The organism is Corynebacterium nasicanis, from assembly GCF_042658165.1.
In the GTDB taxonomy this organism is placed as follows: domain Bacteria; phylum Actinomycetota; class Actinomycetes; order Mycobacteriales; family Mycobacteriaceae; genus Corynebacterium; species Corynebacterium nasicanis.
Genome location: NZ_JBHSQE010000004.1, coordinates 23,470 through 37,846, shown reverse-complemented (window position 1 = coordinate 37,846; position 14,377 = coordinate 23,470). Strand labels below are relative to the sequence as shown.

13 protein-coding genes are annotated in these 14,377 nt (G+C 69.2%); 7 read left to right on the top strand and 6 right to left on the bottom strand.

The window, feature by feature from the left end; genetic code table 11:
• Positions 1–2: 2 nt before the first annotated feature.
• The 5 genes from ACFPUZ_RS06570 to rho are packed head-to-tail and all read right to left on the bottom strand — an operon-like array spanning position 3 to position 5,716.
• The gene (locus tag ACFPUZ_RS06570; protein ID WP_377000986.1) at positions 3–1,178 is read right to left on the bottom strand and encodes an MraY family glycosyltransferase; all 1,176 of its coding nucleotides are present in this window, start codon (positions 1,176–1,178) and stop codon (positions 3–5) included.
• 1 nt (position 1,179) lies between these two features.
• Positions 1,180–1,848 carry an L-threonylcarbamoyladenylate synthase gene (locus ACFPUZ_RS06565; RefSeq protein ID WP_377000985.1) on the bottom strand — a complete coding sequence of 223 codons (669 nt, stop codon included), beginning with the start codon at positions 1,846–1,848 and terminating at the stop codon, positions 1,180–1,182.
• Between the two features lie 4 nt (positions 1,849–1,852).
• Complete coding sequence (prmC, locus tag ACFPUZ_RS06560) at positions 1,853–2,674, bottom strand: peptide chain release factor N(5)-glutamine methyltransferase (protein ID WP_377000984.1); 822 nt, start codon at positions 2,672–2,674, stop codon at positions 1,853–1,855.
• 1 nt (position 2,675) lies between these two features.
• Positions 2,676–3,749 (bottom strand): peptide chain release factor 1, encoded by a 1,074-nt coding sequence (prfA, locus tag ACFPUZ_RS06555; protein ID WP_377000983.1) that lies wholly within the window; start codon positions 3,747–3,749, stop codon positions 2,676–2,678.
• Positions 3,749–5,716, bottom strand: coding sequence for a transcription termination factor Rho (gene rho, locus ACFPUZ_RS06550; RefSeq protein WP_377000982.1), 1,968 nt, complete (start codon positions 5,714–5,716; stop codon positions 3,749–3,751). The genes prfA and rho overlap by 1 nt, the downstream gene beginning before the upstream one ends.
• 353 nt (positions 5,717–6,069) lie before the next feature.
• Here rho and ACFPUZ_RS06545 point away from each other — a divergent pair, with 353 nt between their 5' ends.
• Genes ACFPUZ_RS06545 through ACFPUZ_RS06520 form a run of 6 tightly spaced genes read left to right on the top strand, consistent with a single transcriptional unit; the run spans position 6,070 to position 12,318 of the window.
• A complete protein-coding gene (locus ACFPUZ_RS06545) occupies positions 6,070–7,803 on the top strand; it encodes a long-chain fatty-acid--CoA ligase (RefSeq protein WP_377000981.1) in 1,734 nt (577 codons plus the stop codon).
• A gap of 49 nt (positions 7,804–7,852) precedes the next feature.
• Positions 7,853–8,923, top strand: a complete 1,071-nt coding sequence (gene moaA, locus ACFPUZ_RS06540) for a GTP 3',8-cyclase MoaA (protein ID WP_377000980.1) — start codon at positions 7,853–7,855, stop codon at positions 8,921–8,923.
• A gap of 1 nt (position 8,924) precedes the next feature.
• The gene (locus tag ACFPUZ_RS06535) at positions 8,925–10,145 is read left to right on the top strand and encodes a molybdopterin molybdotransferase MoeA (protein ID WP_377000979.1); all 1,221 of its coding nucleotides are present in this window, start codon (positions 8,925–8,927) and stop codon (positions 10,143–10,145) included.
• Positions 10,146–10,151: 6 nt separating this feature from the next.
• A complete protein-coding gene (gene moaC, locus ACFPUZ_RS06530) occupies positions 10,152–10,616 on the top strand; it encodes a cyclic pyranopterin monophosphate synthase MoaC (RefSeq protein WP_377000978.1) in 465 nt (154 codons plus the stop codon).
• Positions 10,565–11,176: a molybdenum cofactor guanylyltransferase gene (gene mobA, locus ACFPUZ_RS06525; RefSeq protein ID WP_377000977.1), complete on the top strand. Its 612-nt coding sequence runs from the start codon at positions 10,565–10,567 to the stop codon at positions 11,174–11,176. The genes moaC and mobA overlap by 52 nt, the downstream gene beginning before the upstream one ends.
• Positions 11,177–11,187: 11 nt before the next feature.
• Positions 11,188–12,318 carry a DNA methyltransferase gene (locus tag ACFPUZ_RS06520; RefSeq protein ID WP_377000976.1) on the top strand — a complete coding sequence of 377 codons (1,131 nt, stop codon included), beginning with the start codon at positions 11,188–11,190 and terminating at the stop codon, positions 12,316–12,318.
• Here ACFPUZ_RS06520 and ACFPUZ_RS06515 read toward each other — a convergent pair.
• A complete protein-coding gene (locus tag ACFPUZ_RS06515) occupies positions 12,315–12,794 on the bottom strand; it encodes a molybdopterin-binding protein (protein WP_377000975.1) in 480 nt (159 codons plus the stop codon). The two genes, ACFPUZ_RS06520 and ACFPUZ_RS06515, sit on opposite strands and share 4 nt — an antisense overlap.
• Positions 12,795–13,034: 240 nt before the next feature.
• Here ACFPUZ_RS06515 and ACFPUZ_RS06510 point away from each other — a divergent pair, with 240 nt between their 5' ends.
• Positions 13,035–14,369 carry a nitrate/nitrite transporter gene (locus tag ACFPUZ_RS06510; RefSeq protein WP_377000974.1) on the top strand — a complete coding sequence of 445 codons (1,335 nt, stop codon included), beginning with the start codon at positions 13,035–13,037 and terminating at the stop codon, positions 14,367–14,369.
• The last annotated feature ends 8 nt before the right edge of the window (positions 14,370–14,377 follow it).

Genomic DNA, 14,377 nt, shown 5'->3' with positions numbered 1-14,377 from the left:
GCTCAGGAGGTGGGATCGGTGTGCACGATGACGCGGGTGGGCCGGGAGCGCCGTCCCAGCTTGCCGGCGCGCACGGGGCCCAGCGTGAGAAGGGCGGCCACGATAAGGAGGATGAGCGTGCCGGCCAGCGCCACCCGGGCGGGCACGACGGAGAAGCTCACGGCCCCTAAGGCGACGACCCCGACCCACATGTAGAGCACGAGGACGGTGCGCCGGTGCGTGTGCCCGAGGGAGAGCAGGCGGTGGTGGAGGTGGAGCTTGTCTGCGGCGAACGGCGACTGACCGTTGGCCAGGCGGCGGAGCACGGCGAGGACGAGGTCGAGGACGGGCACGAAGACCGCGGCCGCGACGACGATGATGGGGCTCATGAGGGCGACGATGTCCGCGGTGCCGTAGAGCGACATGTTGATCTTGCCGGAGGCCGAGGTCGCCGAGGCGGCGAGCAGCAGGCCGATGAGCAGGGATCCCGAATCGCCCATGAAGATGCGGGAGGGCTCGAAGTTGTGCGGCAGGAAACCCAGGCACATGCCGACCAGCCCGGCGGCCATGATGGCCGGCGGGTAGGCGGAGACGGCACCGCCCTGATCGTGGAGCACGGTGAGCGAGAAGATGAGGATCGCTCCCCCGGCGATCATCCCCAGGCCCGCGGCCAGCCCGTCGAGGCCGTCGACGAAGTTGATGGCGTTCATGAGGGCGACGGTGAAGATCGTCGTGATGATCGTCGCCTGGAGCTGGTCGAGCACCACGGTGGTGCCGTCCCCGACGGGCAGGTAGAGCAGGGTCCAGGACAGGCCGAGCACGCTCATGATGATGGCCGCGAGGATCTGCCCGATGAGCTTGGTCAGGGCGTCGAGATCGTAGAGATCATCGAGGATGCCCACCAATACGATGGCGAACGCCGCCCAGACGACGGCGTTCATCTCCGGGGTGATCGGCATGAAACCCCTGGTCAGGGCGGGTAGCTGATAGGCCAGGAAAACGGCCGCGAGGAAGCCGGAGAACATCGCCACCCCGCCGAGGCGGGGCGTGGGCTGGGTGTGCACGTCGCGCTGGCGCACCTCGGCGACCTTGCCGGAGCGCACCATGACGGAACGCACGACACCCGTCGCCAGGTACGTGATGGCGGCGGCGACGAGGATGACCAGGCCGAGTTCGCGCAGCGGGACGCCGGCTCCCATGTCAGTTGCCCTGGGGACGGGTCCGCAGCAGCTCGGGGTCGACGCCGATGACCTCGCCGATGCGCTCGGCGCTCAGCGCGCCCTCGCGCAGGAGGTAGGGGGTGGGGCCGGAGAGGTCGATGATGGTCGACGGCTTACCGACGGGTGTTTCTCCCCCGTCCAGGTAGACCGCCACCGCGTTGCCCAGCTGCTGCTTCGCGGCGATGGCCGTGGTGGGCGGTTCGTGGCCGGAGATGTTGGCCGAGGACACGGCCATGGGCCCGACCTCGCGGAGCAGCTCGATGGCCACCGGGTGCAGGGGCATCCGCAGCATGACGGTGCCGCGGGTGTCACCGAGGTTCCACGGCAGGGAGGGCGCCTGCGGGACGACGATGGACAACCCGCCCGGCCAGAAGGCCTTGACGAGGGATTCCGTCATCGGCGGGTATTCGCGCACGAGGCCGCGGATGGTGTCCCAGGATCCGACGAGCACCGGCACCGGCATGTCCGGGCCGCGCTTCTTGGCGGCCAGCAGGTTCGCCACCGCCTGGTTGTCGAAGGCATCGCAACCGAGCCCGTAGAGGGTGTCCGTGGGCAGCACGACAAGGCGGCCGCCGCGCGCGGCGTCGACGGCCGCGCGCAGGCCCTCGGCGCGGGAGGTCTCGTCAGCACAGGAGTAGATGCGGCTCATGGGGTTACACCTTACTCGCCGTGACAAACCGCGCCCGACCGGTCAGGTCGCGCAGCACGGCGATGTCCCGGAAACCGCCGTGAGCTGCCAGCACGTCCTGGACGGCCTGCGAGGTGGTGTCGTCGTGCTCGATGCCCACGAGCCCGCCGGAGCGCAGCAGCGCGTGGATGGTCGGGACGAAGGCCTCGATGATGTCCATGCCGGACGCGCCCGCGAACACGGCCTGCGGCGGGTCGGCGTAGACCTCGCGGTCGAGGTCCGGGGTCTCCGGGACATAGGGCGGATTGCTCAGCACCAGGTCAACGCTGCCGTGCCATTCCCCCAGCAGGGTCGGGTCCGTGACGTCACCGGAGATCATGCGGGCGGTCGTGCCCGCCGCGTTGCGACGTGCGAAGGCCAGCGCCTCAGCGTGCTTCTCGACGCCCACCACCTCCGCCCCCGGTACCTCATGTGCGAGATAGAGCGCGAGCGCCCCCGAACCCGTGCACAGGTCGACGACGCGGGGAGCCGGGGTGCCCGCCAGTTGGCGCACTCCCCAGTCCGCGAGGACCTCCGTCTCCGGGCGCGGGATGAACACCCCGGGGCCCACCTCCAGGTCGAGGGGACCGAAGGGGGCGAGCCCGAGGATGTGCTGGAGGGGTTCGCGCTGCTCACGGCGCGCGATCATTTCCGCGAAGCCTTCCGGGACCTCGTCCCGGAAGGCGACGTCGAGGGGCCCGCAGCCGAGGAGGTGGGCGGCGATGAGGCGGGCGTCGACAAGCGGGGAGGGAACGCCGGCGCGGCGGAGGCGCTCCGCGGCGTCGAGAAGCGCGGCGCGGAGCGCCATCCTATTCAGCCTCGAGTCGCTCGGCGCGCTCCGCCGCCTTGAGGGCGGTGAACAGGTCGTCGAGGTTGCCGTCGAGGACGGAGTCGAGGTTGTTGGCCTTGAAACCGATTCGGTGATCGCTGATGCGGTTCTCCGGCCAGTTGTAGGTGCGGATGCGCTCGGAGCGGTCCATGGTGCGCACCTGCGCGGCGCGCCCCTCGGCGGCCTCGGCGTCGGCCTTCTCGCGTTCCAGGAGCTCGAGACGGGCCTGCAGGACCTGCATGGCGCGCGCCTTGTTCTGGATCTGCGAACGCTCCTTCTGACAGGTCACGATGATGCCCGTCGGCAGGTGCGTGATGCGCACCGCGGAGTCGGTGGTGTTGACGCCCTGGCCGCCCTTGCCGGAGGCGCGGTAGACGTCGACGCGGATGTCCTTGTCCTCGATGGTGACGTCGCCGGTGTCCTCGGTCTCCGGGAAGACCATGACACCCGCGGCCGAGGTCTGGATGCGGCCCTGCGACTCCGTCACGGGGACGCGCTGCACGCGGTGGACACCACCCTCGAACTTGAACACGCTCCACGCGCCGTCGCGGGAGGGGTTCTTCGCCCGGATGGACAAGGTCATGTCCTTGACTCCGCCGAGGTCGGACTCGGAGAGACCGAGCACCTCCCACGTGAAGCCGTGCTTGTCGGCGAAACGCTCGTACATGCGGGCCAGATCGCCGGCGAAGAGCGCGGCCTCCTCGCCACCGGCGCCGGCCTTGATCTCCAGGATGACGTCATCCGCGTCATGCGGATCACGCGGAGCCAGCAGATCCGCCAGCTCCTCCTCGAGCTCGACGGCCCGGGCCTCCAGGCGCTCCGCCTCGGCGGCGAACTCCTTGTCCTCGTGCGCCATCTCGCGGGCGTCCGCCAGATCCTCGCGGGTGCTCACCAGCTCGGTGTTCACCTTGATGATCGGCTGCAGCTCCGCATAACGCTTCGACAGCTTCCGGAACAACGCCTGATCACCGGCGGTCTCCGGGTCCGCCATCTGGGCCTCGATGCCCTGATACTCCGAGACGACATCGTCGACCGCGGACACATGGGAACTCACTAGGAGTAGTCCTCCTCTTCCTTGTCGGCGGCCATCGGAGCGCTGGAGGCGACCTGCATGAGGAACTCGCCGTTGCTCTTGGTCTTCTTCAGCTGCTTGATCAGCAGATCGATGGCCTGCTGCGGATCCAGAGCCGAAAGGATACGGCGCAGCTTGTGCATGATCCGGGCCTCGTCCGGGGCGAGCAGCAGCTCGTCCTTACGGGTGCCGGAGGGGTTGACGTCGACGGCCGGGAAGACACGTCGCTCCGAGATCTTGCGGTCCAGCTTGAGCTCCGCGTTACCGGTGCCCTTGAACTCCTCGAAGATGACGGTGTCACCGGCGGAACCGGTCTCCACCATCGCCGTGGCGATGATGGTCAGCGAACCGCCGTTCTCGATGTTGCGGGCCGCACCCAGGAAACGCTTCGGCGGGTACAGCGCGTTGGAGTCGACACCACCGGAGAGGATGCGTCCCGACGCCGGCGAGGAGTTGTTGTACGCACGGCCCAGACGGGTGATGGAGTCGAGCAGGACGACGACGTCCTGGCCCTGCTCCACCAGGCGCTTCGCGCGCTCGATGGCCAGCTCCGCCACGGCGGTGTGCTCTGACGGCGGACGGTCGAAGGTGGAGGCGATGACCTCACCGTTGACCGAACGCTGCATGTCGGTGACCTCCTCGGGGCGCTCGTCGACAAGCACGACCATGAGGTGGCACTCCGGGTTGTTCGTGGAGATCGCGTTGGCGATGTTCTGCAGGATCGTCGTCTTACCGGCCTTCGGCGGGGACACGATCAGCGCGCGCTGGCCCTTGCCGATCGGCATGATGAGGTCGATGACGCGCGTGGTCAGGACCTTCGCCTCGGTCTCCAGACGCAGACGCTGGTTCGGGTACAGCGGGGTGAGCTTGGAGAACTCCGCGCGGTGACGCGCCTCCTCCACGCTGAGCCCGTTGACCGTATCGACGCCGACGAGCTGGTTCGCCTTCTGGCGGTTACGGCCCTGACCGTGGGTCTGGGCTGCGCCCATGCGCACCTTGCCGGTCACGGCGTCGCCGGCCCGCAGGCCGGAGCGGCGGATGAGCTGGTTCGGCACGAAGACATCCGCCGGGCCGGCGTGGTAGCCGGTGGTGCGGACGAACGCGACATTGTTGTCCACGATGTCGAGGATGCCGGCCACGTCCTGCAGGTCAGCGGAATCGTGCTGCTGCTGCTCCTGCTGCTGCTGCTGGCCGCCCTCGTACTGGTCGTTGCCCCGCCCGCGACGGTTGCGCCGGCTGCGGCGGCCCCGACGGCCCTCGCCGTCCTGGTTGTCGTTGCGCTGGTTGTCGTTGCGCTGGTTGTCGCCGCGCTGGTTGTCGTTGCGCTGCTGGCGGCCACCGCGCTGCTGCTGGCCGCGCTGCTGATCGCCGGAATCCTCGGAAGAGGAACGGGTGTTCTCTTCCTCGGAGGGCTGCTCCTTCTGGTTCTGCTCCTGCTCGTTGTCGCGCTGGCCGTGGCGGGCGCGGTTGCGGCGGGCACGGCGGGCGGCGGAGCGGGACTCGTAGCGCTGCTCCTCGGAGTCATCGTTGCTCGCGGAGGAATGAGCGTTTTTGGAGTTTTCGGCGGAGTCCGCGTTTTCTGCACTATCAGCGCTGCCAGCGCTCTCGGCCTTCTCAGCCTTCTCGGTGCTTTCCTGCTGCGGCGCGGCCTCAGCCTGCACGCGGCGGGTGGCGCGGCGCCGCTGCGGGCGCTCCTCGCCCTGCGGCTCGTCGGCGGCCGGAGCAGCAGCCGCCTCCACCGGCGCCGCGTCGGCCGGTGCGGCCTCCTCCGCGGCGGCGCGGGCACGGGCCGGCACGCTGCCGGTCTGGATGGCGGTGATCAGATCGCCCTTGCGCAGGCCGGAGACCCCCTTGAGGCCCTTCTCCGCGGCGATCTTGCGCAGCTCAGTGAGCTTCAGCGACGCGAGGTCGGTCGACGATGCTGCGTTGGCGGTGTCCGTATCGGTCACGGATGTCCTTTCGTTGCTTCACCAGCCCCCGCCTATGCGCGGGTGCGGTGCCTGGTGCACCGGACTGGAAGCCTTCTGTGGAGTTGAGCGACTCGACATCCCCCGCACCCGGACATGAGGTGTCCCGGTGAATGGTTCAGGGATGGAGCCGTACTACGTGGTTGATCAGACCGGGCCGGACCTGTGACAGCACTCCCGCGGGCGACAACGCACGAGCGCCAGCCGGCAACAGGGAGTGGTGGACCGGGAAACCAGGGACTGGTGTGGTGACAGTCAGACCCCCGTCGATCTCCGGACAGTGTAGCGCATGCCGCTCCCACTGTCGTAGTGACCCGCCGGGCTAGAGTGAGTACATGCTCTCCACCATGCAGAACGTGCCGCTGTCGATCTCCCGGATCCTGGAGTACGGAGCGACAGCCCACGGCTCGACGAAGGTCACCACGTGGCGCACCGATCACGCCGAGCAGACCACGTTCGAGGAGGTCAAGGCACGCGCCGCCGCCTTCGCCCATGCCCTGCGCGATGATCTGGGGATCACGGGCCAGGAGCGGGTGGGGTCCTTCATGTACAACTGCGCGGAGCACCTGGAGGTTCAGTTCGGGGTGTCGAGCATGGGGGCCGTGTTCGCCCCGCTGAACAAGCAGCTGATGACGGACCAGGTGCGGCACATCATCAACCACGCGGAGATCGAGGTCATCGTCTGCGATCCCCGTCTGGCCGCCGCCCTGGGCAAGGCCCTCACCGACTGCCGCACCATGCGGGCCGTGGTGTTCACCGGCCTGCAGCCCGTCGCGCCGCTGGCCGAGCACCTGCCGGAGGGCCTGGACGTCTACTCCTACGAGGCGCTTCTTGACGGCCGCTCCACCGTCTACGACTGGCCCGTCCTCGACGAGAACACCACCGCCGCACTGTGTTACTCCACCGGCACCTCCGGCGCGCCGAAGGGTGTCGCCTATTCGCACCGCTCCATCTACCTGCAGGCCATGGCCCTGCGCGCCACCGATTCCCTCTCCGTCAGCCACGGCGAGTCCTTCCTGTGCTGCGTGCCGATCTACCACGTCCTGTCCTGGGGCGTGCCCTACGCGGCGTTCATGTCCGGCACCCCGCTGGTCTTCCCGGATTCGGATGTGTCCGCCCCCACGCTGGCCCGGCTCATCGCCGCCGTCCACCCGCGTGTGGCCCACGGCGTGCCCACGGTGTGGATCCAGCTCATGGTGCACTACCTGCATAATCCGCCCGAGCGCATGTCGCTCACCGAGATCTACGTCGGCGGCTCCCCTGCCCCGCCGGTCCTCATCCAGCTGTGGGAGGAGCGCTACGGCGTCGACGTCGTCCACGTGTGGGGCATGACGGAGACATCCTCGGTGGGCACGGTCGCCCGCCCGCCCTCCGGCTCTTCGGGCGAGGCCCGCGAGGCGTACCGCGTCAGCCAGGGGCGTTTCTCCAATCTGTTGGAGTACCGGGTGGTCAACGACGGCCAGGTCGTCTCCTCCACCGACCGCAACCAGGGCGAGATCCAGGTGCGTGGCAACATCGTCACCGGCTCCTACTATCACTCCCCGACCGAGGAGGGCGACGGCTCGGCCAGCCAGTTCCGCGGGCGGGAGGTCGACGACGCCGAGCAGCTGTTCACCGCCGACGGATGGCTACGCACGGGCGACGTCGGTTCGGTCACTGAGGACGGCTTCCTCACCGTCTCCGACCGCGCGCGCGACGTCATCCGATCGGGTGGTGAGTGGATCTACTCCGCGATGCTGGAGAACCTCATCATGAACGCCCCTGAGGTGGTCGAGTGCGCCGTCATCGGCTACCCGGACGAGAAGTGGAGCGAGCGCCCGCTGGCCGTCACCGTGCTGCACGAGGACATCGCCCAGACGAAGGAGACCGCCGAGCTGCTGCGCGATCAGCTGCGTTCCACCCTGCCGGGGTGGATGCTGCCGGAGTACTGGACCTTCGTGCGCGATATCGACAAGACCTCCGTGGGCAAGTTCGACAAGAAGGACCTGCGCAAGCACCTGGCGGCCGGGGAGTTCGAGATCATCAAGCTCAAGGGCCCGGGCGAGATGTCACAGCCCGAGACGCAGTAGTTCATACATCATTGCTGATATGTCCGGCGCGTCACTAAGATGGGCGGGCATGGCCGTGAGACTGACCCTGAGCACGCCGGCGCGGCGCATCGACGCCCCGGCATCTCACCCCCTCACGCTCACCGACCGCTTCGGCCGTACCGCCCGTGACCTGCGCGTCAGCCTCACCGACCGCTGCAACCTGCGCTGCACCTACTGCATGCCCGCCGAGGGGCTGGAGTGGATTCCCACCGCTGACACGCTCAGTGACGCCGAGGTCATCCGCCTCATCACCATCGCCGTGCGCGACCTGGGCATCCGTCAGGTGCGCTTCACCGGCGGCGAACCCCTGCTGCGCGGCTCGCTGGCCGACATCATCGCCGCCACCACCGCGTTGCGTACCGACGAAGGCCGCTCCCCCGCCACCGCGTTGACCACCAACGGCCTCGGCCTGGATAAGCGCCTCCCGGAGCTGGTCGAGGCCGGACTGCAGCGCGTCAACATCTCCATGGATTCCCTCGACCCGGAACGCTACGCCCGCCTCACCCGCCGCGACCGGCTGCCGGACGTCCTCCGCTCCATCGATGCCGTGCTTGACGCGGGCCTGCATCCCCTCAAGATCAACACCGTCGTCATGCCGGGGGTCAACGAGGACGACATCCTTCCGCTCGCCCACTTCGCCCTGGAGAAGGGCGCCGAGCTGCGCTTCATCGAGCAGATGCCGCTGGGGCCTCGCGAAGAGTGGAAGCGCGCCGACATGGTCACCGCCGACGACATCCTTGCGCGCCTGCGCACCGATTTCGAGCTCACCCCAGCGCAGGAGCCGCGCGGCGCGGCGCCGGCCGCGGTGTGGACGGCGCGGGGCGTCGATAAGCAGGGCACCATCGGCGTCATCGCGTCGGTGACCCGGCCGTTCTGCGGCGACTGCGACCGCACGCGACTGACCACGGACGGCGCGATGCGCACGTGCCTGTTCTCGCGGACGGAGACCTCGCTGCGCGATCTGCTGCGCGCGGGTGCCGATGACGCTGCGCTCGCCGCCGCCTGGGCGGGCGCGATGCGGGAGAAGAAGCCCGGCCACGACATCGATGACCCGGGTTTCCTCCAGCCCGACCGCACCATGTCGGCCATCGGCGGCTGAGATGCGCAGCGTCTCCGAGCACCTCGCGGCCATCCTCGAGCTCGCCGGTCCCCGGCAGCCCCAGCTTCTCGACATCCGCGCCGCCCACGGCCTCACCCTCGCCGCGGACTGCCCGGCGCGCCTGCCGGTGCCGCCGTTCACCAACTCCGCGATGGACGGTTTCCTCGTCCACACCGCCGACCTGGAGGGGTCCGCACCGTGGACGCTGCCGGTCGTCGGCGACGTCCCGGCCGGCGCCGCGCCCCTGAATCTCGAGCGGGGCACCGCGCTGCGCATCATGACCGGCGCCCCCGTCGCGGGTGACCCGGAGCAGCTGCGCGTCATTCCGGTCGAGGACACCGACATCACCCCCGGCCCCGGCGAACTGCCGACGAGCGTGACCGTCCGCGACCTGCGCCCGGACCGGACCCACCTGCGGCTGGCGGGCGAGAACATCGCCGTCGGCGCGACGGCGCTGGCGGCCGGGACGGTGCTCGACGCGGGTGCTGTCGCGGCGGCGATCTCCTGCGGCCTGACGCACGTGCCGGTCATCCCGCGGCCGCGCGTGGCGGTCATCTCCTCCGGGGATGAGCTGCTCAAGCCCGGGCTCACCCCCGGCCCGGGGCAGCTGCCGGACTCCAACCGCCCGATGCTCGCCGCGCTGCTGGCCGAGCACGGGATCACGCAAGTCACCGACGTCCACTGCGGGGACGGGCCCCGGATGTTCCGGGCGTTGCTCGAGGAGCTGACCGCCACCCATGATCTGGTGCTCACCAGCGGCGGGGTGTCCGTCGGCGCCTTCGATGTGGTCCGCGAGGTGACGGAGCCGGCCGGCGTGTGGTTCGGCACCGTGGCGCAGCGCCCCGGCCAGCACCAGGGGGCGGGCACCTGGAACGGGGTGCCGCTGGTGTGTCTGCCCGGCAACCCGGTGGCGGCCTTCGTGTCCTTCCTGCTCTACGTGCCGCCGCTGCTGCAGGCGTTGGCCGGCCGCGCGCCGCAGCGCCCGCAACTCACCGCCGTGCTGGCGGGCGAGGGGCTGCCCGCGCGCCCGGACCGCAGCGTGTGCGCGCCCGTCCGGCTCTCCTTCGCCGGGGACACGGTCACCGCCACGCCCTTCCACCGGCACGCGGGGTCGCATCTCGTGGCGTCGCTGGGCGATACCCAGGGCCTGGCGGTCGTGCCGCCCGGGACGGCGCGACTGGGCCCGGGCGACCGCGTCCGCGTGCTGCTGCGTCTAGGTTAGGAAGACATGAAGTTCACCCATCTCAACGACGCCGGTGCGGCGTACATGGTCGATGTCACCGAGAAGAACCCCACCGTGCGCACGGCCACCGCGCGCGGCGAGGTCGCCTGCTCCCCCGCGGTGCTCGCCGCCCTGCGCGACGGCACCGTGCCCAAGGGCGATGTCCTCGCCGTGGCGCGCATCGCGGGCATCTCTGCGGCGAAGAAGGTGCCGGACCTGCTGCCGCTGGCGCACACCATCGGCGTGCACGGCTGCGTGGTGGAGCTGGAGATCCGCGAGGATCACGTGTTCATCGAGGCCACCGTGCGCACTGCCGACCGCACCGGCGTGGAGATGGAGGCCCTCACCGCCGTCACCGTCGCCGCGCTCTCGGTCGTCGACATGGTCAAGGGCGTGGACCGTTCCGCCGAGATCCGCTCGTGCCTGATCACCGCCAAGTCGGGCGGGCGCTCCGGGGACTGGTCGCGCTGATCGAGACGATCCTGCTCGCCGGGGGCCGCGGCGAGCGCATGGGCGGGGTGGACAAGGCGAGCGTGCTTCTCGACGGCCGCCGCCTCATCGACCACCTCCTGGACGCCCTGCCCGGGCCCGTCATCGTCGTCAGCCCCCATGACCTGCCGCTTCCTCCCGGCGTGCGGCGCGTCAGCGAGGACCCGCCCTTCGGCGGCCCGGTCGCCGGCATCGCCGCCGCGGTCCCCCACGTCCGCTCAGATCTCGTCGCGGTGCTCTCCGTCGACGCCCCCGACTCCCCGGCGCTGCTGCCGGTGCTTATCGACGCCCTCGCCACCCCCGGCGCCGACGTCGCCCTGGTGCGGGCCGCGGACGGGTGGGTGCAGCCGTTGTGCGCGGTGTGGCGTCGAGAAGCTCTGGTGGCGGCCCTGAACGCGCTGGAGTCGACCCGCGACGTCGCTGCAAAGAAGCTGCTGGCGGCGGCGAGCGTCGTGGAGGTGCCCGGGGCGGGCCTGGACACCGACTACGACACCCTCGCCGACCTGGCGCGGCGCGGCAACGTCGAAGACACCACCCCCTAAGATGGGCAGACATGCCGGACAACCTGCTCATTCAGGGGGAGAACCTTCAGGTTCTGCGCACCCTCCGGGACACCCACGCCGGGCAGGTGCGTCTCATCTACATTGACCCGCCCTACAACACCGGCAGCGCCGACTACCTCTACGCCGACGCCATGCCGCGGGAGCAGTGGCTGGAGTTCATGGTGGAGCGTCTGGCGGCGGCGCGCCCGCTGCTGCAGGGTGACGGCGTCATCGCCATCCAGTGCTCCTTCCACCAGTCCGCCCACCTGGAGGTCATGCTCGACGGGCTCGACTGGCTGCACAAGGTGATGGTCTTCCACGTCCTGGTCCGCCACCCCGGCCGGGCGCTGACCGCGGACAAGCAGTTCAACGACGTCATGGAGCAGATCCTCATCTACTCCCCCGACCCCCACTTCCGCATGCCCCGCCGCGAGCGGGAACGCGACCTGGCCGAGTACCGCTGGGAGGTGGAGGTCGACGGGGCGGGCACGCCGCACCTGCTCGGCGGCCGGGAGTGCCGCGTGTTCGCCCCCGCGGAGTGGCGGAAGGTGGAGGTCGGCCCCGGAGAGGGCACGTTCCGCACCCATTCCGTCCGCGGCAGCCTGCGGGAGAAGAACTCCTCCGGGCGCTTCTGGGTAGCCCACCTCGAGCGCCTTGACCTGCCACCGATGACGCTCATCCAGGTGCCGGACATCGGCGACGACGGCCTCGGCCACCGTTTCTTCCACTCCCCCAAGGCCGGCAACCGCAACGGCTCCTACTTCCAGGGCGTGCCGCAGTCCTCGACCCACACCCGCCTGCCCTACCCGAATTTCCTCGACTTCCACGCCGAGTTCAACCGGGTCGCCGCCGAGGGCGGGGTGAGTTTCCGCAACGGCAAAAAGCCGGAGGCCCTGCTGCGCCAGCTCATCGAGATGTTCACCGCGCCGGGCGAGCTGGTCCTCGACTACCACCTCGGCTCCGGGACCACCGCCGCCGTGGCCCTCAAGCTGGGGCGGAGGTTCATCGGCATCGAGCGGGAGGACTTCGCCGAGACCGTGGCGCTGGCCCGCCTCGAGGCCGTCGTGGCCGGCGAGCAGTCGGGGATCTCCGCGGAGGTCGGCTGGTCCGGCGGGGGGTCGGTGACGTTCCGGAGGTTCTAGTCCCCGCGGTCGAGCCGCTCGAAGATGTTCGGCAGCAGAGGGCACACCACCCCGAGAGTGTCCCGCACCCCGCCGCGTGACGACGGCGCGTTGACGATGAGCGCATCCCCCGGCTCCCGTCCCGTCAGCCCGATGAGCCCGCGGGACAGACCCGCCTGAGCGGTGTTCGCCAGGCCCGCGACAAGCACCTGCATCATGAGGCCGGTGAGCTCCATGGTCACGTGCGGGGCGGTCGCCTCCGGGGTGAGATTGCGGGGGCCGAGCCCGGTGCCGCCCACGGTGACGATGACCCTGTGGCCCGCCCGGCGGGCGTCGACCAAAGCGTCCGACACGGCCTCCCGGCCCTCCGGGACGATGTCGGGGTCGGTGACGTCCAGCCCGGCGTCGTGAAGCAGGCGGGCAGCGAGCTCTCCCGCGCCGTTGGGGCGCTCGCCCGTGAGGACCCGGTCGCTGACGACGATCACCGTTGCTTTCATCACTTTTATTCTCCGTATCCCGGCGCGGACGATGGCAGGCCATGGGAGCACTGCCAGCGGAAGTGTGTCGTACGACACAATTACGCAACACTCTTGTTGCCTATTTATATGAGGACTTTTCCGTATAAAGTATGGCACAGGAGCCTTAATCCGGGTAGACCTGTAGATAACAACCAAACGGGCGGAATTCTTCCGGCAAGCCTGACCGGGACCATTCGGCCCCAGTCAAGTGAGGTTTGCATGAGCTCAGCTCTCAACACCGATGGTCGAATCCTCCACGGGTGGGACCCGGAGAACGAGGAGACCTGGGATTCCGCCATAGCCTGGCGGACCCTGTGGATCACCACGATCAGCCTCTTCATGGCCTTCTGTACGTGGTACCTCGTCGCCGCCATCGCCCCCGTCCTCAACCAGATCGGCTTCGATCTGACCACCTCCCAGCTCTACTGGCTGACGTCCCTGCCGGGTCTCGCCGGCGGTCTGCTGCGACTGGTGTTCATGTTCCTGCCCGCCATCCTGGGCACCCGCAAGCTGGTGACGGTGTCCTCCCTGCTCTTCATCATCCCGATGATGGGCTGGTTCTTCGCCGTCCAGAACACCGACACCCCCTTCTGGTGGCTGCTCGTCCTCGCCTTCCTCACCGGCATCGGCGGCGGCGTCTTCTCCGGCTTCATGCCCTCCACCGGCTTCTTCTTCCCGAAGCGCCTCTCCGGCACCGCGCTCGGCCTGCAGGCCGGCCTCGGCAACTTCGGCGTCTCCTTCATCCTGCTCGTCGCCCCCTGGCTCATGGGCATGACCCTGCTGGGCATCGGATTCATCGCCCCTCAGCGCGGCGCGGACACCGACCTGTTCGTCCATAATCCCGCGATCGTCCTCGTGCCGTGGGCGATCGTCATGGCCGTCGTGGCATGGGTGTTCCTCAAGGACGTGCCGGTCAAGGCGAACTTCCGCCAGCAGATCGACATCTTCGGCAACAAGAACACCTGGATCCTCACGATCGCCTACCTCATGACCTTCGGCGCCTTCTCCGGCTTCGCCGCCCAGCTGGCACTGATCATCAACAACGTCTACGGAGCCAACTCCGACTTCGCCGCCACCTACGCCGCCGAGGACCTGCCCAAGGGCGCCGCCTTCGCCTTCCTCGGCCCCTTCATCGGCTCGCTCGTCCGCGCCGCCTGGGGTCCGCTGTGTGACCGCTTCGGCGGTGCCATCTGGACCTTCGTCTCTGGCGTCGGCATGACCATCTCCACCATCGTCGCCGCGCTGTTCCTCACCCCCGACAACCCCGACCAGTTCTGGTGGTTCCTCGGCGCCATGCTCTTCCTGTTCTTTTTCTCCGGCATCGGCAACGCCAGCACGTTCAAGCAGATGCCCATGATCCTGCCCAAGCGCCAGGCCGGCGGCGTCATCGGCTGGACCGGAGCCATCGCCGCCTTCGGCCCCTTCATCGTCGGTGTCCTGTTGTCGATGATGGCCCCACACGTCTTCTTCTGGGGCTGCGTCGTGTTCTTCGCTTTCGCCACCGTCCTCGTGTGGATCTACTACGCCCGCCCCAACGCCCCCTTCCCGGGCTGACCAAAGGA